The organism is Flavobacterium sp. FG19 (genome assembly GCF_057809475.1).
Genome location: NZ_JBMDKA010000005.1, coordinates 23,502 through 44,514, shown reverse-complemented (window position 1 = coordinate 44,514; position 21,013 = coordinate 23,502). Strand labels below are relative to the sequence as shown.

The window sequence follows — 21,013 nt, the reverse complement described above, 5'->3', positions numbered from 1 at the left end:
TTTTAATTAGTCAGTAATTTTTTGAGCAGTACAATTTGTCCTAAATGATAATAGCTGTGTTCAATCATACATTCAATATTTCTTCGGTAAGTACCGTATTTTTCCTCCACAAAACTCTGATCCAGCTGTTCGTCAGGCATTTGTTCTACGAGAGAGGCAAACTCTTCGGTATCTTTCCAGAACTTTGTTAAAAAAGTTTCCCAGTCTGCCTGCGAGGTAAGGGGTGGAAAATCAAAACTGAATTTATCTTTAATATCCAGTGTTCCGCCTTTAAATACCTGATTGAGTCCGTTGATATAATAATGAATATGCTGCGCCAGAACAGCGATCGTGTTTAAATCCTGAATTGGTGTAACGGCGATTTTCCAATCCAGATTATCAAGCTGATGCTTGTAATTAGTATTGGCAACCCAGGTTCCGTTAAGGATAATTTCTTTAAACCGGCGGGCAATTTCTGTTGTACTTTTCATATTCAAAATAGTTTAAAAGTGGGTTATAGTCTGTTTATTCCTGCTGAATCCATTCGTATTTTCCGTTTTTCAGGTAAATAATGCCGCCTCCGCAGCTTTCTTCGGCATGAATAAAAATTCCGTCGTTGGGCAGTTTGATTTTGTCTTCTTCCTTTATTTCTTCTTCACTCATAATTTCGCCGTCATCGTTTACATTGTTCCAGTAAATTTCATTTTTAGGTGCTTTTTCAAATATGCCGACCCAGTCGATTTCATCAAAACCTTGTTTCAGAATGTCATTTCCTAACCCCAGATAATCGGTCCTTTTTCCGTTTCCAAAAACAATACGTAAACCGCTTTTATCACTTTTTGTACTTCTAACGATTTCTATGGTTTCGTTTTTTCCGTCTCCGTCTAAATCAGCTGATATTTTGTTTGTTTTGTGTTTGGTCGAAATCACGATTGTATCAGAAGCAGTTTCTATTGTTTCTTTTTCCGCAGCTGCTGTAAGAGTGTCTTTTGTAGGAGTTGTTTTTTGTTTCATTTCGGTTTTTGGTTCTTTTTTACAGGAAATAAAAAGAAGTGTCAAAGCGGCCAGAATTCTAATTTTCATAACAGGTTGTTTAAAGGGCGTATTTTTAATATTCGAGATAAGAGCTTATACGGTAATAATAACGGTCTTTGATTTTAATAACAGCACTGGGTGTATCATCTTCATTGTCTTCAATTTTAAAAGTTTTAACCGGTTTGGTGGTATAGAGGATATCGTGTTTAAAAAGGGTATAACCCGCTTCCTCATCTTTGGTATTGCCCCGCATGTAAAAATCGGCGGCACTGGAAGGCTGGAATATAATAGTGGTGTCTTTCTCTTCAATCAGCATGTCGAAATTGTGGCTTCCTCCCGAGATAAATCTTAGTTTAAGGCTGTCTGTTTGTATTTTTTGGATACTGTCAATAATGCTATGGTTTCTCCTAACCGAACGTTTGGTTTCAAGGGTAATTCTGTCCCAGTTTTTTAAAATTAGATGTACGGCTTTTTCATATCCGGCAATGTTTTCAATTTCACTTTTAAGCGGAACCAGATCTCCTTCGTATCCTTTATCATTGCTTTTCATACAACTGTTACAGATAAGGAGCATCATAAATAAAGAGACCGGTATTACTATTGTTTTTCTGCGCAATGGGTATAATTTTAATTCAGATTTGTGTTTTTATAGTAAATAATACTGATTTGGAAAAACCAGATTGCTAATATAAAAAAATACGTACAGAAATCAGTGTTTTTTTGTTTCTTATCCGGAGATTTTACTGCTGGTATTTCTGTTTTTTTGATGTAATTTGATCGAGGATGTTACAGAAAAGGAGAATACACAGCACTGGATTGTTTTTTATTGTATTTTCGTTCTGCCGCCATGTATGAAAAACGTATCATAATTCCGGAAAAACGATGAGATTTATTTTGACTTTTACAGCTGTATTTGGTTTGTTTACTACTCTTAAAGCGCAGGACACGATAAGGCTTCAGAGAAAACCAAAGGTCATTCTGCATAGCTGGTATCCTGAATTTAAAGAATCCCCAAAGCTAAAAAAGGGCAAAAGCAAAATTTTGTTTACCGGAATTTCAGATTTTAAAAATCTTCCCATACGTGATAATGACATTAATCTGACTGTCAAAAAGGGCGATATTCAGATCGAAGAAACGGATAAAACCAATCATTATTTGGTTAAAGTAAACAAAGCCGAATCTAATTATGCCGAATTTGAGATTTGGTTTGATTTAGGAAATGACGTTATTTTGTTAAAACAAAACTCGCAATGGCTTGATGTTCGCAAAGTTTATCCTTTTCGGGATAACAGAATACTGCTGCAGACTATAAAACTGTCCATTGAAAAATAAGAATTGTTACGACCAGTGTAAAACAATGTTTTTTATTGAATCGTAATCCAGTCTGTTTTTATATCTGTTTTTTGAGGTTCTACAGGTATTTCTAATTCATTGTATTCTCCAATTCGGTTATTTTCATCGGTCATGAATACAAATTCGAGATCGTTTTTTTCGTCTATAATAAACTCCCAGTCCATCATTAAATTCTGATTGACTTTAATATTGGGGTATTTTGCGAGTATCTCTGCAACTGAAGATTTAGGATTTAGGCCATTGCTGGTTTTTAATTGTTTACTTAAAGCTGCAATAGCTAGTATTTCTTCGGTATCTCTTTTCGGAATAAGAGCCAGTACAGGTTCATTTAAAGCAGAATAAATATAAGCTTTTCCGCCGCCGTCAAAACCAAAATCATAGGCTTCGGCTTCTGTTTTCGTTAATTGGGAAAGTAATTTTTCGGCATCACTAATGGTCATTCCGATTTTGATTTCTCCAAGCTGTCCTTTTGCTATTTTAAATTTTTCGAAATCAAAATTTAGATCTTCTGCTGAGACTTCCGTTTTTTGAGGTTCGATATTAGAAACCTCTTTCTCTGGAGCTTTTGTCTGATTTTCGGGATTGTTTTTACAGGAAAACTGAAGCAGAATAAGGGCAAGAAAAGCAAGTTTTAATTTCATGATTTTCTGATCTTTACCTGATACACAATTTCCCAAAAAATAATAGAGAAAACAGCATTGGCAAATATGGCCGTTTTTACCTGATATGGATCATAATCGATCAATAGATGTAAATTGGTAAACTTAAGAGCCAGAAATAAGGATAAAGCCGCAATTCCAACAGCAAAAATGATATTGAGCAGCGGTTTCCACTTTAAGGCCAAAAAAGCATAAATAAGATTAAAAACGGCAAAACCGCAGCCCATAGTGATATAAGGATCGGTTTTTAATTTTTCGCCTATGTTCAGTAAAACAGAAGTTGCGGTAAGGTATAAAAAGAATAAAATAGAGTAGAGAAGGATTCGTATCTGCGGTTTCATTTGGTGTGTTTTTTAAGTACTAATTTTTTAAAGCCCGAACTTTTTTTAAAACTAGCTGCAAAATTAGGATATTAATTCGAACTTTTTTCAAAGCCCGTTTTATTGCTTTAAATTTTGTTTTTTGCCAACCCTATTAAAAGTAAAATACTTAATGCAATCAAAAGGAAAATAATTGAGAGCATACTATTTTCTCCCTCTGTAAAACTTTGATTCTGATAAACGGACCAAATATCGTATAAACCGTAAAAGAGAAATAGAGTACCAATACTAATTAGGACAAAGGCAGTAATTTTTATGAGCTTTTGGATTGGCTTTTTATAACTGTTTCTTTTTCTAACTACCGATAATATTATTGACGTTACAACAACGAAAGTAAAAATAGAATATTCAGTAATTGTAAACGGCGGATTATGTCCGGCAAAAGCAGTCATGAATTTCGCAATCAAAAACAATGGTATAATAAGAATCAGAATTGTTCTGTAAATTATAAAGCTGTAAGGAAATATTTTATTCATAATCTGATTGTTAATAATACAAAGGCATATTAAGCCAGTTAATAAACAGTCCTGCTAAAAAGGAAACGATGTTACAGCTAAGCGAAACCCAAAGTGCTTTTTTGTAATCTATTTTTAAGAAGTAGTAAATTAGGACCGATTCCGTCAACACGGCAAAAGATTCACTAACAGAAAGATACGGAATCTGCGAATGAATAAAAGCCGGAAAAACCAGCCAGACATACGGCAGGGTTAACGATGAAGCGACAATTCCTGTAAAAAACAGCTGCTGGTTTTTGATGTTTAGTTTTTTATACCGGGTTTTAAACAAAAGAAATAAAATCAGGGTTTCGATAAAAATGGTAACCAGTAAAGCCGTTAAAAAATTAAGGACTTCGGTACTCGGATAAATACCATCAATCTGTGCATTGTTTATTTTGGTTTCAACTCTGGGATAGGTTTTGACAGATAAGGGCGTTCCGTCATTGTAATGAATCAGTTCTTTGTATTTGTACAGGAGCAGTTCGGTATCGCTGATGGTTATAATTTTGTAATATTCTTCGATGGCCGAAATCGGATTATCATTGCTTACATAGCCGCCTTCACTTTCAATGTTAATATTGCTGTGAAGGATATTTTTATCTTTTAAATCGTCGATCGTAGTGAACGAATTTCCTTTAAAATACTCTTTTTTAACCGCTATGATATAAAGCGCATTAAATTTATATCCTTTATCGATGCATTCAAACGGCTGTAAAATACTGGTTTCGATTTTTACATCACTGGGATGCATGGAACAGACTACAATGTAATAATCAGGAAAATCTTTGCTATTGGTTATTTTGACGCATTTTTGAACATAATGAGAATTCTCGGGAGCGACATCGCCATAAGAGGTTTGAAATAACAATAAAAAAGGAAGCAGTAAAAACAGTTTTCTCATTTAAATGTTTGTTGAGGTTAGTTTTCTATTCTTAAAGTTGACAATCGTATTCCGTTTTTTTTCTTTTGCTGGTCTGAAGCATATAAGTAAATTATGAAATAGGGCTGATGGGTAACTGAAAAATAATCGAGAAGCTTCTTTAAATCGATTTTAATCATGGTATTTTCTCCTTTAAATTCACGTCTGAAAACTTCTTCTTTACCTTCTCCAATTACGGAAATATAATAATTGCAGTCAGAGCAGGGAGTATCATCAAAATACTGAATGGCTACATAATCTCCTGTTTTATATTTTTTTTTGGTAATGACAACTGAGTTATCTGAATACAAATTCACATTTTTAATCAACGAATTGTTATAGTAAATTTTCCAGTTTGAAATGGTATCTATTACGCTGCCTTTTGCCAAAAAAGGCAGGAAAAGGATAAAAAGCAGCAGTGTTGTTTTTTTCATAAGTACTTCTTTTTTAGCTGATATATAATTTCCCAAAAAGCAAGCGGGAAAATGGAATTCGCTACTATAGCTGTTCCTATATCGTAAGCATCGTACTGAGAAAACAAGTGTAAATCGCTAAATTTTAAAGCCAGAAATAAACTCAAAAACGGAATGATTACGGAGCTTAGAATATTGAGAACAGGTTTTAATTTTAAAAACAGAAAAGTATAAAGAAGGTTGATTAAAACAAAACCGGAGGGAACTGTAATGAAGACATCGTTAATATGCAGTTTTTCATCTATGATTATCAAAAAAGAGGTTGAAAAAAAATACAGCACCACCAGCATTGCATACAGAAAAAAGCGAAGTTGTAGTTTCATTTTTATTTCTTTGAATTAGTTCTTTAACACGAATATAGAATTAAATAGGGAATGCTGTACACCGTAGTTCTACCTGAAGAAAAGAGATTCTTTTTACTTCTAAGCAAATTATAAATTGTTTTAAATGACGGTTATTTTGTATTCTTTGGTTGAAACACTGCTGCACAAATTATCGACTCCGTCCTGGTTGTAATCATGCGGTTTAACGGTTATGGTAACCGAAAAACTGTAAGTACCTTTTTCGCTGGGAGCACCATTAAACCTTACTGTATTGTTGCTAACAGTGTAATTAATTCCGGGAGGAAGATTTCCTTTAATGACTACATCGCTGATATAATAATTATCTAAGGATTTTTTTGAGTTTACTATTTCATAGGTGATGCTTTCGTTATAAGCAGTAAAAACAGCTCCGGTATTGAGTTCCTTTGAAATCAGATTGGGGCTGGTATTACGAATACAATCTATAACCTTGTCACAGCCTGCTAAAAGAAATAGTAAAATAAACAAAGGAATAATCGCGGTGAGTTTGTTTTTTTTCATTTAGAATGTTTTTAGGGGCAAATTTATTACTCCAGTATCGTTTCAATTTTAGCTTCTGATTTTTCCCTGATCGGGCTGTCCGCGCGGAAACTCCAGATGATTAAAAATTTACCTTTTACAACATATTCCTCCGGATGTTCCTCGGTTGGCTGGCCGTCTTTTCCCCAAAGTAATCCCTGCAGAAAACGATCGCCTTTAAAAACATGATCAAACTCAAAATACATAACAGAACCTTTGTCTCCTTTACCTTTAAAACTCTGAATGGCTTTGCTTTTTACAGTTCCCACAATATTACTGTAGGTAGCAATATCGTTATAAAAAGTACAGGCTTGCGGCGTTATGCAGATATTACCGTCGCTTGCAATATAACCTTTTGGTATTTCTTTTGGCTTTAGTTTTAAGTCTGCAATAGTCTGGCTGAATACATTGGTTGTCAGCAGGATAAAAAGTGCTGAAAGTAGGACTGTAGGTTTCATTGATTTTTGGGTTTGATTTGTAAGGCTAATGTATGAGTTTTTATTCTATGTAAAAACATTTATTTCCGGCGTAAGCATCTCGCTCGTGCCAGCGAGGGGGATTTTTTTTAATAAACCGCTTAAAAAATGTTCATTATCTCTGGCCTCATTATTTTTCAATTGGAATTCCTTTTTTTGTCATTTCATACCTTTTCTCAACAAAATAGTAAATAGCATCCAGAGAAGCATCTGTGAGGTTAGGAAATGAAGTCATGAGACCCCAGCCTTTGGCTCTGTTTTCTTTTGCAATTTTATCGCCTTTTTCGAACATTTCATAAGAATATCGGGTATATTTATACAGCCAGTCTTTTTCACGTAATTTTGTAATTCCTCCTAAAGCCGGAGCTGTGCCTGTTTGAACCATATCAATTGAATGGCAGGCGGCACAATTTCTTTTAAAAAGATTCTGCCCTTTTTTATAAAGAGGATCAGCCTGATCAATTTTGGTGTAGTTTTCCCGAAAATCGATTTTATTATCGAACTGTTTTTTTTCAGTGTTAGAATTTAGAAGAAAAGCAAGTACAGTTATAAAAAATAATTTGTTCATGAGTTTCGAAATATCGTTTTGTTAAAAAATAAAAAAAGCACAGAATCATAAGATATTTGTGCTTTTACAAAATTTTATTTTTTGTATTGTAAGATCACAATTCTCAATAAGAGTAAAGTTTTGAAGCTTTTTATTGTTTATGTAATTACCACATTGATTAGGAATGTTACTCACAATAGTACCGTATGTTTTTATATCATTATAGTAGGAGAAATATCGAAAGGGGAATTGTGATTTTCATAGATTTGGCGGTTTGATTTGTTTAGTTCTATTGAGTTTTACTGCAGGAATAAAATGGTTGTGTTATTCATCATCTTTGAGATACCTGCTGTCAAAATAAATCTTGTATTCCATTGTGTTTTTTTCTTTATAAAGTTCTCCAGTTTTTTTGTCTTTCATTTCAACAAAATAATCTTCGCTTAAAAAATCGACACAGCCGAAAATATGTTTACGATCAGATTTATTGTTGGGTAATCTGTTGAGAACAAGTTTTGAAGTTCTTGTATAAACGAGTATTTCGCTTTTAGCATCTATCTGGTCTCTACTTGTAAAATAAGATGGATACCCCCAGGACATACGTAATTTTACTTCGGCAGTTTTGTTTGGAAACACTTTAGCAACGAAACCATATCTTTGAAATCTAGAGCCAAAGCCACCTTTAATAATAAGTGTGTCATTTTTGTAATAATGATTGCACATAAAGTCTTTTTTTGTAAAATCATTTTTTAGGTGATCATAGAATATAGTGTCTTCAACCATATTTTTTCCTCTATAAACTGTTCCATAAATCGAATCTATCGCATATTGTGATCCGTTGTTTGTTGTATTTATATTTTCAAGAGCCAATGCTTTTATTTTTGGGTCTAGAATTATTTTGATTGTTTTTTGAGAATAAATAAAACTTGCTGATAAGACAAAAAATAAAGTGAGTAGATTTAATTTCATAGGTTTAAAATTTAGATTGGAATTTTGGTTGTGTACAAAAAAAGCACGAAATAAGATGTTATTTGTGCTTTTGTAAAATTTATATTTCTGAGGATTTTTTTTTATTTAATGATAAGCTGTCCGCTTGAATCGTAATTGAAAGTCCAGGTACTGGTACTTTGGAAGCTTAAAACATCATTAGTGTACTGAGTTATGGTGTATTTTTTAAAGTTATTTTTTGAAAGCGAACGGTAGAAAAATTCATCTACAAATTGTAAATCCCGGCATGGATTTTCTGCGCTGTCATAATCTTCAAAAGTTCGTATCGTTTTTTCGCCTTTATTAACCCCATTGTGCTGTTCAAAATATTCAGCCTTTGTAAGATTACTATTTGAGTCATAATAAAAATTCTCTACATACGACAAAATGTAATCGCTTTCATCTGCAGCATCGTAAGGCATATTTGGATAAGTCGTTACTATTTTGGCAAGTCTGTTATTGAGGTATATGTAATTTTGTTTTTTTGAATTGTAATTATTTGATGGATTTGGAATTTCTTTGGTTTCAATTTGATTTGAAGCGTTTAAAGTCAGTATTCGGGTATCTTTTGCTATGGTAAAGTCCTTATAAGTAGAAAAATTTTCAATTACCACACTATTGTTATTGTAAGTGAAAGTAGTATGAACTTCGCTTGTAAAAAATCCGCCAAAACCGGTAGAGATCGAAAGCGGGATATATCCGCCATTTTTTTTGATTAGCCTTTGATTTGAATCGTATTCAAAAGTAAATTTCGAAGTTGATTCAAGCCCGGAATTAAATACATTGGCACTTAATTCTGTAACCAGCGACTTGTTTTCGGAGTTATTTTCTGCAGAGTCGTCATTTGAGCAGGAAATTACAAAAAAAGCAATAAATAGAAATTTAGCGAATTTCATTGGTTAAATGTTAGTTGGGTTTTTAGGAGGTTAAGGAATTATTTCCCTTTTAGTAATTTTTCTAAATATTCGTTTTTGTCTTTTTCGGCCTGAACCAAACGTTCGTAAAGTTCGACAACTTTATCAAGCGGATTGAAATTGCAAGTATTATGATGACCAAAATTACTGTTTGAAACAGATTCATTAAAAGTATTAAAATAGTTAAATACATTTTCTTCTGAAAAACTTTCAATAGCTTCAACTGTAACGCCAAGTGCTTCTGCAATTTTTTCAAGTTTTTCTTTATCAACAATTTCGCTTGTTTCAATGCTTGAAATAGTCTGCTGACTTAAACCAATTGCAATTGCAAGTGCTTCCTGTTTCATACCTTTAAGCTCTCTGATTCGGCTGATGTTTCTGCCGATATGTTTTGGTTTTTCTGTTATGCTCATATTTCAAAGGTATTTAAAATTCTTTTATAAAATAGTAATTGGTAAAAAACAGGATTTTTAAGTAAAGTACTTATTTTTTAACGCGATAAAAATACGGTTTTTTCTGATAGTATTTAGTTCTAAAAGAATCAGTTTTTTAGAACTGAATTATTCTAAAAACGGATCAAAATAGACAAACATTCTGGCTAAAAAAAAGACACTGGATACCAGAAGAATAAAAGAAAGAACAAGATACGTTTTGTTTTTAAAAACCCTGAGAAATGCCCAAAACAGACCGCCAAAAATAAGCGTAGTAATGATATATAACATTTTTAGGAATGCCACGCCATCTGCATCAATTACAATGTATTCTCCATCATTGACAATATAGGGAGTAATAAGATAACTGCCGGCAAAAAGGAAGAGGCCGATAAAAAATAGAAGTTGAAGGGTGATTTTATAAATGGTCATAAAAGAATAAAAGCTGTTAATGTTTTTTTACCTGTCAAATATACTATAATTGGTTTCCCAGTATTTTGCCAGAAAACTAAATTTGTCTTCGTTTTTAGGAATGTTTTTAAGGTAAGGTAGTTCTTTGATTAATTTCATTTCCTGTTTTTCTTCATTGATGATTTTATAAATAGATATTGATTGAGAATCTTTTTCAGCCTCAGAATCACAGCCATGACCTAACATATATCCATATTTTACTAACTTATAATTTTCAATTTTACTTAAATAACTTTCCCAGTTTAAGTCGGCACAGCCTGCTTTATTATAGGAAAGGTAAAAGGGAGTTCCTTTTATTTTTTGTATGTCAAGATCGCAATCCTCAATAAGCCTGAAGTTTTGAAGCTTTTTATTGTATAAGTAATTATCACATTGATTAGGAATGTTACTCACAAAATAAATACGAATGTCATTATATCCGTCGTGGTTAATATCTAAATATTCGGCATCAGAATAATAATCGGCAGGTTTTATAATGGTATCACCTTTAGGGGACAAAAGGCAATAAAAAGATTTATCTCTTATTTTCTGAATGTAATGTTGTTTGTTGATTAATATAGTATCTGTTAGTAAAACGACAGAATCTGTCTGCTGATTCTTTTTTTTAATTTCGGAACTATCTTTACTATCAGGAACAGTTTTTTTATTGGTATTAAGATTACATGCCGAGAAGAAGATAAATAAGAGAATAATTGATAGTTTCTTCATAGCAGAATCTGGTGTATTTATAAGGTTATTTTAAAGAATAAATATAGGTTTTTCCAGAGTATTATTTTCCGGATTTACTTGCGAAGCTTTACTTTTTATGTTTTCGTTTACCCCGAACGACAGGTTTATCGTTTGAAGCGATTTGACTGGATATTACAGATTCCTGTAAACATTCCTGATAAAGTTCTTCCAGCCATTTGTCAAAAAGATCAATTAAAACAAAAAACAGCTTTTCTGACGGATTTTCGGGCTGACGCTTTTTCTCCATAAAACTTATTCCAATATTATGAGATATACCATTATGATTTATAACAAAATGTTGATCGTCAAAGTCTTCCGTAACCCCGTCTCCATAATAATGCTTAAGTGTCAGCTGATCAAGATTCATTATTTCAGAAATTATATTTTTAATTTCTAAAGGTATTTCGTATTCAAATTGTTTTTCAAATTTATCCCGATTTTTTGTGTAAAAGTCTATCTCAACTTTACATTCATAAATGAGATCAATAAAAATTCCGGCTCTTAGCAGTCTTTGAGTCCAGCCATCATCATGATCATAGGAAAGAAGATAATCTTCATGTAATTTGAAATTTCTTGTTGCCGGGTCTATCCTGCGTATGTTAATGGCTTCAAAGTTCATTTTTATAAATATTGAAAGTATTCAGGTAAGATATGAATAATTTATAGTTTCAATTCCAGTAATCCACAATCTTGTCATTTCGACGAAGGAGAAATCTTCGTAAGTAACTCTACAAAGATTGGAAATGTTATTAGAAAGCTGTTTCTCATTTCCTCACTTCTAATTTTAAAATCTGATTTGAGTTGTTTACTTTAATATAACTTATTCTAACATATTTATTTGCATCTATCGCTCCTCCCTTTGATTTTGCATTATTATATCCAAAATTTGAAATGTCAAAATCTGAAAATTTGAATTCCACTCCATTAACAGTAAATCTTTCAGTATCGTGACCGCCTGATGGCATTGGATGAAAGTTAGTTACAAATCCTTCAGTTTTAATTAGAGAGGTATTATATAAGTTGTATGTTTTGTAATATTTACTTCCAAACATTATTAGGGAAACTATAAAAATAAATATTGAAGCGTATTGCATTAAATACACTTTAAATTTTTGCTGTTCGGGATTTTTGAATAAATCTTCATCTTTGTCATTTTTAATCAAGAATAGGAGAAATCTTATGAATAAAAAAAATCCAATTGGCAAAAGTAATATTTGAAGCTTTTTGAATCCTGCGCTGGATGCAAAATCATAAATAGTCTCGAAGGAATTCATAGTTTGTAAATAGTGCAATTTTCTTTTCTATTTCAAATATAATGTTTCTTGAAAAATAAGTGTTTTAGTAATCCAAAAGCTTTTAATCACTTCTTAATTATCCACAATATTTGTCATTTCGACGAAGGAGAAATCTTCGCAAGTAGCTCTACAAAGATTGGAAATGTTATCCAAATAAATAATTAAGAAAATCCAAATCAGGATTAATAGTTTTGATTAATTCAATTTTCTTTTCTCTACGCCAGTCTTTTATTTCTTTTTCGCGAGCAATTGCTTCTTGAATCCAAGTAAATTTTTCATAATAAAGTAAGTATGTTACATTGTATTTTGATGTAAAAGTTTTGATTCCAGTTATATTACTTTCTTTATGTTGACTTAAACGGATTTTTAAATTATTTGTCACTCCCGTGTAGAAAACTGTTTTTGATTTGTTTGTAAGTATGTAAATATAGTAGGTGTGATAGCCTTCTTGATGTAGCATTTTTTTGATGTTAAAGATAAAATTTTTTTTAAGACTTTTCTTTCTTTTTTTTGTATTTGGTTTTGATATACTTTGTGGAGTTACTTGCGAAGATTTCTCCTTCGTCGAAATGACAAAACGGTGTGGTTACTTTACGTAGGTTTCGACTTGGCTCAGTCTGATGATCATTTTTAATAAAATCTAAGAAGCCTAAAATATCTAAAACAAAAAAATCCCGCCTCAATTAAGAAACGGGACTTTGGTGATATTCCTTTTTTTTTTCTATTGTTAAACCGTAGCAGCAACTTCTTCTGGTAACGGGATTTGATTTTTAAGTAAATCTTCGAATGTTTCGGCTTGGCGGATTAAGATTCCTTTACCGTTCATCCATAAAACTTCAGCTGGTTTGTATCTTGAATTGTAGTTGGATGACATTGAGAAACAATATGCTCCTGCATTTCTGAATTCTAAAATGTCACCTTCTGTGATTTCTGCAATTCTACGGTTGTTTGCAAAAGTATCAGTCTCGCAAATGTATCCTACAACAGAGTAAAAACGCTCTTTTCCTTTTGGGTTAGAGATGTTTTCGATATGGTGTGAAGATCCGTAAAACATTGGACGGATTAAGTGGTTGAAACCACTGTCGATTCCGGCGAAAACTGTTGAGGTTGTTTGTTTTACTACGTTTACTTTTACTAAGAAATGACCTGCTTCAGATACAAGGAATTTTCCTGGTTCGAAGATAAGTGTCAGATCTCTGCCATATTCAGCACAGAAAGCATTGAATCTTTTTGATAATTTTTTACCTAATTCTTCGATGTCTGTTTCGATATCGTCTTTTTTGTAAGGAACTTTGAATCCGCTTCCGAAATCTAAGAATTGTAAATCTTTGAAGTGTTTTGCGGTATCAAACAAGATTTCAGCAGCATACAAGAATACTTCGATATCTAAAATATCAGATCCTGTGTGCATGTGAATTCCAACAATGCTCATTTTAGTGTTTTCAACAATTCGCAAGATATGCGGAATCTGGTGTACAGAAATTCCGAATTTACTATCGATGTGTCCCACAGAAATATTAGCATTTCCGCCGGCCATTACGTGTGGATTGATACGGATACATACCGGAATATGTGGATGTTTTGTTCCGAATTGCTCTAAAATAGATAAATTGTCGATATTGATTTGTACACCCATTGCGGCTACTTCTTCAATTTCTTCCAGAGAAACGCCGTTTGGTGTAAAGAAAATTCTTTCGGGTTCATAGCCAGCATGAAGTCCTAACAAAACTTCCTGAATTGATACAGTGTCTAAGCCAGACCCCATGTTCTTTAATAACTGAAGAATCGCAACGTTTGACAATGCCTTCATGGCGTAATTAACTCTTAAGTTTTCTACCTTAGAGAAAGCTTTAGTTAATCGGTTGTACTGTGATTGGATTTTTTCAGCATCGTAAACATACAATGGACTTCCAAATTGGTCTGCTAACTGCAGTAAATCTTTTGCTTGCATTTTTAAACTTATTTTGGGCAAAGTTATTACACTTTTGATTACCAGCAAATAAAATGCAGAAAAATAACAAATTGTAACAAATTGTTTAATTTAAAACAAAAAGTTCTTGTTTTTGGAGTTTTGTAACCTTTTTCTAAGATGCTAAGGTTTTGAGATGCTAATATATAAAGGTTTTTGGCCACAAATTCACGAATTTCTCTAATTTATAAATGCTGTTGAAATTATTTTTTTTGCCACAGATTAAAATGATTTCCACAGATTATTTCTTTTTGCCACATATTACACAGATTAAATGGATTTCTTTTTTATTCTAATTTTTAAAAGAAGCCTAATGTTTGTATTTAGCCCCGATTGAGGCGGTATCCTCGCAGTGGAACGGAGAGATATAGCCGAAAGCGGGAACTATGTTTATTAAAATTCCTTTTGTGATGCTTTAAAATGAGAAAATTTTTTAACCACAAATTACACAAATTTCCGCAAATTTTTAATGTAGATTTTTCGCAAAATGCTCAGAACATAGCCCGTGGTTTCAACCACGGGAAACGTTACGGATTGGACGTTATCATATATTGTGTTCCCGTGGTTGAAACCACGGGCTATATTTGAAATAGAAATCGGCCAGAAAATTAAAAATTTGTGGAAATTCGTGCAATTCGGGGCAAACAAAAAAATCCATTTAATCCATTTAATCTTTTTAATCTGTGGCAAAATAAAAAACAAAACCCCTGAATATAAATTCAAGGGTTTGTAAGTAGTTATGTTGTATAGAAATTAAGGTTAAGGCTGAGAAAAAAAACTTAGCATCTTAGAACCTTAGCGACTTAGAGTCTTAAAAAATTATAAACTCGGTAAATCTCCTTTTCCTTTAGTAGGCAGGTTAGTAGATCCCATAAGGAATAAATCTACTTCTCTTGCAGCTTCGCGACCTTCTGAAATAGCCCACACGATTAATGATTGTCCACGACGCATATCTCCAGCTGTGAAGATATGAGGAACGTTTGTCTGATAGTTATGCGCTTTGTAATTGCTTCTCATATCAGTTTCGATTCCTAACTGCTCGCTTAAAGTTTTCTCAGGACCTGTAAATCCAAGAGCTAGTAAAGCTAAATCGCAAGGCCAGATTTTCTCAGAACCTTCTTTTTCGATTAATTCAGGACGCTGACCTGGAGTCATTTTCCATGCAACTTCAACCGTTTTTAATCCAGTTAATTCACCTTTATCGTTAGAAATGAATTCTTTTGTGTTGATTAACCAGTTTCTGTCACAACCTTCTTCGTGAGAAGAAGATGTTTTTAACTGTAACGGCCAGAAAGGCCATGGAGTTGACTCGCTTCTTCCAACTGGAGGTTTTGGTAAAATCTCAAAGTTAGTTACCGATTTCGCTCCTTGTCTGTTTGAAGTTCCGATACAGTCAGAACCTGTATCTCCACCACCAATAACGATTACATCTTTTCCAGTAGCTTTTACCTGATCTGGAATAGATTCTCCGTATAAAACTTTTGTTTGCTGTGTTAAGAAATCCATTGCCTGAACAACGCCTTTACTTTCGATTCCTTTAGTTGGTAAGCTTCTTCTTTCTGTTGCTCCTCCGCATAAAACGATAGAATCGAATTGGTTTAATTCTTCTACACTGAAATTAACTCCAACATTTACATTTGTTTTGAAAGTGATTCCTTCTGCTTCTAGAATAGCTACACGACGGTCGATAATTCCTTTTTCTAATTTGAAGTTTGGAATTCCGTAACGTAATAAACCTCCAATTGCGTTGTCTCTTTCAAAAACAGTTACGGTATGACCTGCTCTGTTTAATTGCTGCGCCGCGGCAAGACCTGCAGGTCCTGAACCAATAACAGCAACTGTTTTTCCGGTTCTTGTTTTTGGCGCTTGTGGTTTAATCCATCCTTCAGCGAAACCTCTTTCTACTATGCTTTTCTCGATGTTTTCGATAGAAACCGGATCTTTGATGATTCCTAATACACATGATTTCTCACATGGGGCAGGGCATAAGCGTCCTGTGAATTCAGGGAAGTTGTTAGTCGATTGTAAAATCTCTAACGCGCTCTGCCATTCTTCCTGATGCACCATGTCGTTGAAGTCAGGAATTAAATTTCCTAACGGACAACCACTGTGGCAAAAAGGAATTCCACAGTCCATACATCTTGATCCTTGTTCTTTTAATTTATCTTTTGGAACCGGAATAGTAAATTCGTTGTAGTTTGAAACACGTTCTGCAACTGCTAAATTACTTTCGTCGGCTCTGTTATATTCTTTAAATCCGCCTATTTTACCCATGACTTTTTAATTAAATCTAAATGATAAATTCTAAAGTTCTAATTTTTTTAACCGCAAAGAGCGCAAGGTCTTTTTTGCTTTTTTGAGTGTTTTAAGTTCGCAAAGCTTTGCGGTTAAGTTTTAATCTAAAATCTGAACTCTAAAATCTAAAATCATTTATCCCGCTATTAATTCTTCTATTTTTTTCTCTTCTGCAATTCTTTGTAATGCTTTTTTGTAATCTGTCGGCATTACTTTTACGAAGTGCTGTTGTTGGTTTTCCCAGTCTGCTAAAATTCTTTTTGCTAATGGACTGCTGGTGTACAACGAATGATTTTTGATCAGTTTTCTTAGTTTAGTAAGATCCTCTTCTTCCATTGGGTCGAATGCAACCATTTCCATGTTACATACTGTCGAATCGAATTTCTTTTTCGGATCGTAAATGTAAGCTACACCACCACTCATACCAGCAGCGAAGTTTCTTCCAGTTTTTCCTAAAACTACTACTGTACCACCTGTCATGTACTCGCATCCGTGATCTCCAATTCCTTCTACAACTGCTGTTGCTCCAGAGTTTCTTACACAGAAACGCTCTCCTGCGATACCATTAATATAAGCCTCTCCGGTAATAGCTCCGTAAAGGGCAACGTTTCCGATAATGATGTTGTCTTCAGGGTTGAAAGTCGCAGTTGGAGGTACTTTTACAATTAGTTTTCCTCCAGAAAGACCTTTTCCTAAGTAATCATTACAGTTTCCGTGAATTTTAAATGACAATCCGTTTGTTGCGAATGCACCAAAACTTTGTCCGGCAGAACCTTCAAAATCAACTAAAATAGTGTCATCTGGTAATCCTTGTGCGCCATAAATTTTTGAGATTTCGTTACTTAAAATCGCACCTACAGAACGGTCTGTATTTTTGATTTTGAAAGTAACTCTCGTTTTCTCTTTTCTATAGATAGACGGAATTGCTTCTTTGATGATGTCAAAATCCAATACGTTTTCAAGAGCGTGATCTTGAGTTGTTGTATTGTGATTAGGAACCGTTTTCGCTTTTTCCGGTTTGTATAAAATAGTCGATAAATCTAAACCATTAGCTTTATAATGTTTGATAGCTTTGTCTACGTTTAATTTTTGAGACTGACCTACCATTTCTTTTAAAGTTCTGAAACCTAACTGAGCCATGATTTCTCTTAACTCTTCAGCAATGAAATACATGAAGTTGATTACGTGCTCTGGAGTTCCTTTGAAATTTTTTCTCAATTCCGGATCCTGAGTTGCAATACCAACCGGGCAAGTATTCAAGTGACAAGCTCTCATCATGATACATCCAGAAGCTACAAGCGGAGCCGTTGCAAATCCGAATTCTTCTGCACCTAATAAAGCTGCGATAGCTACGTCACGACCAGTTTTCAATTGTCCGTCACATTCTAAAACTACACGGCTTCTTAAGTCGTTCAAGATAAGTGTTTGTTGCGCTTCAGCTAAACCAAGTTCCCATGGAATACCTGTGTGTTGTAAAGATGTTAATGGAGCAGCTCCCGTTCCTCCGTCATAACCTGAAATCAGGATAACGTCAGCTTTTGCTTTGGCAACACCGGCAGCGATAGTTCCAACTCCAACTTCAGAAACTAATTTCACGTTGATACGAGCTTCGCGGTTTGCGTTTTTCAAATCGTAAATCAACTGAGATAAATCCTCAATAGAGTAAATATCGTGGTGAGGCGGAGGTGAAATCAAACCTACATAAGGCGTAGAGTTTCTGGTTTCAGCAATCCAAGGCACTACTTTTTCTCCAGGTAACTGTCCACCTTCTCCAGGTTTTGCTCCCTGAGCCATTTTGATTTGGATTTCTTTAGCGTTTGTCAAATAGTTGATTGAAACACCAAAACGTCCTGAAGCAACTTGTTTGATGGCAGAGTTTCTAGAATCTCCGTTGATTTCTTTCTGGAAACGTTTTGGATCTTCTCCACCTTCTCCAGAGTTACTTTTTCCACCAATTCTATTCATCGCAATCGCTAAATTCTCGTGTGCTTCTCTGGAAATAGATCCGTAAGACATTGCACCCGTTTTGAATTTCTTAACGATTTCTGTCCAAGGCTCAACTTCATCAATAGAAATTGGATCTAAATTGTTGAATTCAAATAAACCTCTGATCGTCATTAAGTTTGAGCTTTGCTCGTTTACAGCATTAGCATATTCTTTATAGCTTTCAGGGCTGTTTAAACGAACTGCCTGCTGTAGTTTAGAAATCGTAGTTGGGTTAAACATGTGTTTTTCTCCACCACGTCTCCATCTGTAAATACCTCCAATTTCAAGAGAAAGCAAGTTTGCGATTTTTGAATTTGGGAAAGCTTTTTGGAAACGTTTTTTAACCTCTTTTTCAACTTCCATTAAACCAATTCCTTCAATTCTTGATGGAGTGTAAGGGAAGTATTTAGATGTAAATGTTTTGTTTAAACCTAAAATCTCGAAAATCTGAGCAGCTCTGTACGAATGTAAAGTAGAGATACCAATTTTGTTCATGATTTTCACGATTCCTTTTGCAATTGCTTTATTATAGTTTACAACTGCATAATCTGCTTTTACTTTTGTAATGAAACCTTTTTCCACCTGATCGTGAATGATTTCGTTTACCATGTAAGGGTTGATCGCACTTGCACCATATCCGAACAATAAAGCAAAATGATGAGGTTCGCGTGGTTCAGCAGATTCAATAATGATTCCGAATTTAGAACGAACCTGTAAAATATTCAATGAGTGGTGAATGTAAGAACAAGCCAATAACATAGGAATTGGAGCTAATTCTTCACTTACACCTCTATCAGATAAGATAATGATGTTGCATCCTTCTTCAACTGCTTTAAAAGTTGCTTGAACACATTTTTCAAGAGCACGCTCTAAACCGTTAACTCCTTTTTCTATTTTATATAAAGTAGAAATGGTAGCCGATTTGAAATCTGCGTGATCGATATTTCTGATTTTATCCAAATCTTCATTAGAAATAACCGGATTTTGGATTTTCAGTTTTTTACATTGTTTAGATTCAATTTCAAAAATATTGAAATCTCCACCAATCGCTAAACTGATATCAGTAATGATTTCTTCACGAATACCATCCAACGGCGGGTTTGTAACCTGAGCAAACAATTGTTTGAAGTAATTGTACAACAATTGTGGCTGATCAGACAATACAGCCAAAGGTGTATCGTTACCCATAGAACTGATTGCTTCAGCTCCGTCACTTCCCATTGGGTTGATGATTGTTTTTAAATCTTCAATAGTATAACCAAACAAGCGTTGTCTTGTTAAGAAATCTAATTTTTCAACAGGAGTAGGGTTGTTTGTGTAAGGAACGCTAGCCAATGGCAATAAGTTTTCGTCAACCCATTGCTGGTAAGGACGTTTTGTAACTATCGCTTTCTTAACTTCCTCGTCTTCGATGATACGACCTTCATTCATATCAACCAAGAACATTTTTCCTGGCTCCAAACGACCGTGCTGAATTACATCTTCCGGATCGATGTCTAATACACCAATTTCAGATGACATAATTACGAATCCGCTATGTGTTAAAGTATAACGAGAAGGACGTAAACCGTTTCTGTCTAGTAAGGCTCCAATTACGTTACCATCTGTAAAAGGAATAGAAGCAGGACCATCCCAAGGTTCCATGATACAAGCGTTGTATTCATAGAAAGCTCTTTTCTCAGGAGACATGGTCTGGTGCTTTTCCCAAGCTTCAGGAACCACCATCATCATTGCCTCTGGAAGCGAACGGCCCGTCATTAATAGAAGTTCAACCACCATATCCATAGAAGCAGAATCTGATTTTCCTTCTAAGATAATTGGGAATAATTTTTTAATATCATCGCCAAAAACAGCGCTTTGCATAAGCTCTTCACGAGCACGCATACGGCTTACGTTTCCACGAAGTGTATTGATCTCACCATTATGACACATATATCTAAACGGTTGAGCTAAGTCCCAGGATGGGAATGTATTAGTAGAGAAACGCTGGTGTACAAGCGCTAAACGCGTCACCAGGTCCGGATCTTTCAAATCTATATAATAACGGCTGATGTCTTCCGGCATCAATAGACCTTTATATATTATAGTAGTGGTCGATAAACTAGTAAAATAGAACATGTGGCTTTCAGAAGTTTTAGATCCTCTTACGGCATGTTCAGCTATTTTTCTAGCTGCAAAAAGTTTTGCATTAAATTCATTTTCAGTTAAATCCTGTCCGTTTTTAGAAACGAAAACTTGTTTAATTGTTGGTTCTTTTTCTGCGGCGATTTCACCTAAATTTTCAACGTCAACAGGCACATCTCTCCAACCTAAGATCTTTAAGTTCTGATCTTTAATAGTTGCTTCAAATGCATTGATACAAAAAGAAACCTGGTTTTTGCTTTTTGGTAAAAAAACCATTCCTACTGCATACTCACGAGCTTCAGGGATTTCGAAGTCACAAACTTTCTTAAAGAAATCATGTGGAATGTCGAATAAAATTCCGGCACCATCTCCAGTTCTTCCATCAGAACTAACGGCACCACGATGTTCCAATTTAATTAAGATGTCTAATGCTTTATGAATAATATCATTTGATTTAATACCATTCAAATTACAAATAAATCCCGCACCACAATTGTCGTGTTCAAATTCAGGCAGATAAAGCCCTTGTTCTTTAACTTTCATTCTTGATATTTTTTTTACAAAAATAAAGATTTCGTTAAACATAATGTAGTGAAATTATGCTTTTGCTTTCATT

The 21,013-nt window shown here is 34.0% G+C and carries 24 protein-coding genes; 1 reads left to right on the top strand and 23 read right to left on the bottom strand.

Annotated elements, in window-relative coordinates; all coding sequences use genetic code 11:
- Nucleotides 1-2: 2 nt before the first annotated feature.
- From ACODST_RS06945 to ACODST_RS06935, 3 genes are read right to left on the bottom strand one after another with little or no spacing between them, the layout of a single operon-like run.
- The gene (locus ACODST_RS06945) at nt 3-470 is read right to left on the bottom strand and encodes a DUF1572 domain-containing protein (RefSeq protein WP_488931394.1); all 468 of its coding nucleotides are present in this window, start codon (nt 468-470) and stop codon (nt 3-5) included.
- A gap of 34 nt (nt 471-504) precedes the next feature.
- Nucleotides 505-1,062, bottom strand: coding sequence for a hypothetical protein (locus tag ACODST_RS06940; protein WP_488931393.1), 558 nt, complete (start codon nt 1,060-1,062; stop codon nt 505-507).
- Nucleotides 1,063-1,087: 25 nt separating this feature from the next.
- The gene (locus ACODST_RS06935; protein ID WP_488931392.1) at nt 1,088-1,564 is read right to left on the bottom strand and encodes a hypothetical protein; all 477 of its coding nucleotides are present in this window, start codon (nt 1,562-1,564) and stop codon (nt 1,088-1,090) included.
- A gap of 332 nt (nt 1,565-1,896) precedes the next feature.
- Here ACODST_RS06935 and ACODST_RS06930 point away from each other — a divergent pair, with 332 nt between their 5' ends.
- Nucleotides 1,897-2,346: a hypothetical protein gene (locus ACODST_RS06930; RefSeq protein WP_488931391.1), complete on the top strand. Its 450-nt coding sequence runs from the start codon at nt 1,897-1,899 to the stop codon at nt 2,344-2,346.
- 32 nt (nt 2,347-2,378) lie between these two features.
- On the opposite strand, the gene ACODST_RS06925 is transcribed toward ACODST_RS06930, so the two are convergent.
- The 20 genes from ACODST_RS06925 to gltB all read right to left on the bottom strand — a co-directional run bounded on the left by ACODST_RS06925 (nt 2,379) and on the right by gltB (nt 20,940).
- Nucleotides 2,379-3,008, bottom strand: a complete 630-nt coding sequence (locus ACODST_RS06925; protein ID WP_488931390.1) for a hypothetical protein — start codon at nt 3,006-3,008, stop codon at nt 2,379-2,381.
- Nucleotides 3,005-3,367 carry a hypothetical protein gene (locus tag ACODST_RS06920; protein WP_488931389.1) on the bottom strand — a complete coding sequence of 121 codons (363 nt, stop codon included), beginning with the start codon at nt 3,365-3,367 and terminating at the stop codon, nt 3,005-3,007. The genes ACODST_RS06925 and ACODST_RS06920 overlap by 4 nt, the downstream gene beginning before the upstream one ends.
- Nucleotides 3,368-3,474: 107 nt before the next feature.
- Nucleotides 3,475-3,882, bottom strand: a complete 408-nt coding sequence (locus ACODST_RS06915; protein WP_488931388.1) for a hypothetical protein — start codon at nt 3,880-3,882, stop codon at nt 3,475-3,477.
- 10 nt (nt 3,883-3,892) lie between these two features.
- A complete protein-coding gene (locus ACODST_RS06910) occupies nt 3,893-4,804 on the bottom strand; it encodes a hypothetical protein (RefSeq protein ID WP_488931387.1) in 912 nt (303 codons plus the stop codon).
- Nucleotides 4,805-4,821: 17 nt separating this feature from the next.
- The gene (locus tag ACODST_RS06905; RefSeq protein WP_488931386.1) at nt 4,822-5,256 is read right to left on the bottom strand and encodes a hypothetical protein; all 435 of its coding nucleotides are present in this window, start codon (nt 5,254-5,256) and stop codon (nt 4,822-4,824) included.
- The gene (locus tag ACODST_RS06900; RefSeq protein ID WP_488931385.1) at nt 5,253-5,618 is read right to left on the bottom strand and encodes a hypothetical protein; all 366 of its coding nucleotides are present in this window, start codon (nt 5,616-5,618) and stop codon (nt 5,253-5,255) included. The genes ACODST_RS06905 and ACODST_RS06900 overlap by 4 nt, the downstream gene beginning before the upstream one ends.
- 120 nt (nt 5,619-5,738) lie before the next feature.
- A complete protein-coding gene (locus ACODST_RS06895) occupies nt 5,739-6,158 on the bottom strand; it encodes a hypothetical protein (RefSeq protein WP_488931384.1) in 420 nt (139 codons plus the stop codon).
- 26 nt (nt 6,159-6,184) lie between these two features.
- Entirely contained in the window at nt 6,185-6,634 is a 450-nt protein-coding gene (locus ACODST_RS06890; RefSeq protein ID WP_488931383.1) for a hypothetical protein, read from the bottom strand.
- Between the two features lie 148 nt (nt 6,635-6,782).
- On the bottom strand, nt 6,783-7,220 hold the full coding sequence (locus ACODST_RS06885; RefSeq protein WP_488931382.1) for a c-type cytochrome: 438 nt from the start codon (nt 7,218-7,220) through the stop codon (nt 6,783-6,785).
- Nucleotides 7,221-7,523: 303 nt separating this feature from the next.
- Nucleotides 7,524-8,165 carry a hypothetical protein gene (locus ACODST_RS06880; protein WP_488931381.1) on the bottom strand — a complete coding sequence of 214 codons (642 nt, stop codon included), beginning with the start codon at nt 8,163-8,165 and terminating at the stop codon, nt 7,524-7,526.
- A gap of 101 nt (nt 8,166-8,266) precedes the next feature.
- Nucleotides 8,267-9,079, bottom strand: coding sequence for a hypothetical protein (locus tag ACODST_RS06875; protein WP_488931380.1), 813 nt, complete (start codon nt 9,077-9,079; stop codon nt 8,267-8,269).
- Between the two features lie 38 nt (nt 9,080-9,117).
- Nucleotides 9,118-9,510, bottom strand: coding sequence for a helix-turn-helix domain-containing protein (locus ACODST_RS06870; RefSeq protein ID WP_488931379.1), 393 nt, complete (start codon nt 9,508-9,510; stop codon nt 9,118-9,120).
- Nucleotides 9,511-9,657: 147 nt separating this feature from the next.
- Nucleotides 9,658-9,960 (bottom strand): hypothetical protein, encoded by a 303-nt coding sequence (locus tag ACODST_RS06865; protein ID WP_488931378.1) that lies wholly within the window; start codon nt 9,958-9,960, stop codon nt 9,658-9,660.
- A gap of 27 nt (nt 9,961-9,987) precedes the next feature.
- Nucleotides 9,988-10,707, bottom strand: a complete 720-nt coding sequence (locus ACODST_RS06860) for a hypothetical protein (RefSeq protein WP_488931377.1) — start codon at nt 10,705-10,707, stop codon at nt 9,988-9,990.
- Between the two features lie 88 nt (nt 10,708-10,795).
- On the bottom strand, nt 10,796-11,347 hold the full coding sequence (locus tag ACODST_RS06855; protein WP_488931376.1) for a hypothetical protein: 552 nt from the start codon (nt 11,345-11,347) through the stop codon (nt 10,796-10,798).
- Nucleotides 11,348-11,492: 145 nt separating this feature from the next.
- Nucleotides 11,493-12,002 (bottom strand): hypothetical protein, encoded by a 510-nt coding sequence (locus ACODST_RS06850; RefSeq protein ID WP_488931375.1) that lies wholly within the window; start codon nt 12,000-12,002, stop codon nt 11,493-11,495.
- 166 nt (nt 12,003-12,168) lie between these two features.
- Nucleotides 12,169-12,483 carry a GIY-YIG nuclease family protein gene (locus tag ACODST_RS06845; protein ID WP_488931374.1) on the bottom strand — a complete coding sequence of 105 codons (315 nt, stop codon included), beginning with the start codon at nt 12,481-12,483 and terminating at the stop codon, nt 12,169-12,171.
- 267 nt (nt 12,484-12,750) lie between these two features.
- The gene (lysA, locus tag ACODST_RS06840; RefSeq protein ID WP_488931373.1) at nt 12,751-13,974 is read right to left on the bottom strand and encodes a diaminopimelate decarboxylase; all 1,224 of its coding nucleotides are present in this window, start codon (nt 13,972-13,974) and stop codon (nt 12,751-12,753) included.
- 837 nt (nt 13,975-14,811) lie between these two features.
- A complete protein-coding gene (locus ACODST_RS06835) occupies nt 14,812-16,266 on the bottom strand; it encodes a glutamate synthase subunit beta (RefSeq protein ID WP_488931372.1) in 1,455 nt (484 codons plus the stop codon).
- A 156-nt stretch (nt 16,267-16,422) separates the two neighbouring features.
- Nucleotides 16,423-20,940 carry a glutamate synthase large subunit gene (gene gltB / locus ACODST_RS06830; RefSeq protein WP_488931371.1) on the bottom strand — a complete coding sequence of 1,506 codons (4,518 nt, stop codon included), beginning with the start codon at nt 20,938-20,940 and terminating at the stop codon, nt 16,423-16,425.
- Nucleotides 20,941-21,013: the final 73 nt, after the last annotated feature.

Excerpts from the sequence above, each read along its gene's own strand:
- ACODST_RS06945 (WP_488931394.1), bottom strand. The coding sequence starts at position 470 with ATGAAAAGTACAACAGAAATTGCCCGCCGGTTTAAAGAAATTATCCTT.
- ACODST_RS06865 (WP_488931378.1), bottom strand. The coding sequence starts at position 9,960 with ATGACCATTTATAAAATCACCCTTCAACTTCTATTTTTTATCGGCCTC.
- ACODST_RS06885 (WP_488931382.1), bottom strand. The coding sequence starts at position 7,220 with ATGAACAAATTATTTTTTATAACTGTACTTGCTTTTCTTCTAAATTCT.
- lysA (WP_488931373.1), bottom strand. The coding sequence starts at position 13,974 with ATGCAAGCAAAAGATTTACTGCAGTTAGCAGACCAATTTGGAAGTCCA.
- ACODST_RS06930 (WP_488931391.1), top strand. The coding sequence starts at position 1,897 with ATGAGATTTATTTTGACTTTTACAGCTGTATTTGGTTTGTTTACTACT.
- ACODST_RS06940 (WP_488931393.1), bottom strand. The coding sequence starts at position 1,062 with ATGAAAATTAGAATTCTGGCCGCTTTGACACTTCTTTTTATTTCCTGT.
- ACODST_RS06925 (WP_488931390.1), bottom strand. The coding sequence starts at position 3,008 with ATGAAATTAAAACTTGCTTTTCTTGCCCTTATTCTGCTTCAGTTTTCC.
- ACODST_RS06890 (WP_488931383.1), bottom strand. The coding sequence starts at position 6,634 with ATGAAACCTACAGTCCTACTTTCAGCACTTTTTATCCTGCTGACAACC.
- ACODST_RS06900 (WP_488931385.1), bottom strand. The coding sequence starts at position 5,618 with ATGAAACTACAACTTCGCTTTTTTCTGTATGCAATGCTGGTGGTGCTG.
- ACODST_RS06905 (WP_488931386.1), bottom strand. The coding sequence starts at position 5,256 with ATGAAAAAAACAACACTGCTGCTTTTTATCCTTTTCCTGCCTTTTTTG.
- ACODST_RS06855 (WP_488931376.1), bottom strand. The coding sequence starts at position 11,347 with ATGAACTTTGAAGCCATTAACATACGCAGGATAGACCCGGCAACAAGA.
- ACODST_RS06870 (WP_488931379.1), bottom strand. The coding sequence starts at position 9,510 with ATGAGCATAACAGAAAAACCAAAACATATCGGCAGAAACATCAGCCGA.
- gltB (WP_488931371.1), bottom strand. The coding sequence starts at position 20,940 with ATGAAAGTTAAAGAACAAGGGCTTTATCTGCCTGAATTTGAACACGAC.
- ACODST_RS06835 (WP_488931372.1), bottom strand. The coding sequence starts at position 16,266 with ATGGGTAAAATAGGCGGATTTAAAGAATATAACAGAGCCGACGAAAGT.
- ACODST_RS06880 (WP_488931381.1), bottom strand. The coding sequence starts at position 8,165 with ATGAAATTAAATCTACTCACTTTATTTTTTGTCTTATCAGCAAGTTTT.
- ACODST_RS06915 (WP_488931388.1), bottom strand. The coding sequence starts at position 3,882 with ATGAATAAAATATTTCCTTACAGCTTTATAATTTACAGAACAATTCTG.
- ACODST_RS06935 (WP_488931392.1), bottom strand. The coding sequence starts at position 1,564 with ATGAAAAGCAATGATAAAGGATACGAAGGAGATCTGGTTCCGCTTAAA.
- ACODST_RS06850 (WP_488931375.1), bottom strand. The coding sequence starts at position 12,002 with ATGAATTCCTTCGAGACTATTTATGATTTTGCATCCAGCGCAGGATTC.
- ACODST_RS06845 (WP_488931374.1), bottom strand. The coding sequence starts at position 12,483 with ATGCTACATCAAGAAGGCTATCACACCTACTATATTTACATACTTACA.
- ACODST_RS06910 (WP_488931387.1), bottom strand. The coding sequence starts at position 4,804 with ATGAGAAAACTGTTTTTACTGCTTCCTTTTTTATTGTTATTTCAAACC.
- ACODST_RS06895 (WP_488931384.1), bottom strand. The coding sequence starts at position 6,158 with ATGAAAAAAAACAAACTCACCGCGATTATTCCTTTGTTTATTTTACTA.
- ACODST_RS06920 (WP_488931389.1), bottom strand. The coding sequence starts at position 3,367 with ATGAAACCGCAGATACGAATCCTTCTCTACTCTATTTTATTCTTTTTA.
- ACODST_RS06875 (WP_488931380.1), bottom strand. The coding sequence starts at position 9,079 with ATGAAATTCGCTAAATTTCTATTTATTGCTTTTTTTGTAATTTCCTGC.
- ACODST_RS06860 (WP_488931377.1), bottom strand. The coding sequence starts at position 10,707 with ATGAAGAAACTATCAATTATTCTCTTATTTATCTTCTTCTCGGCATGT.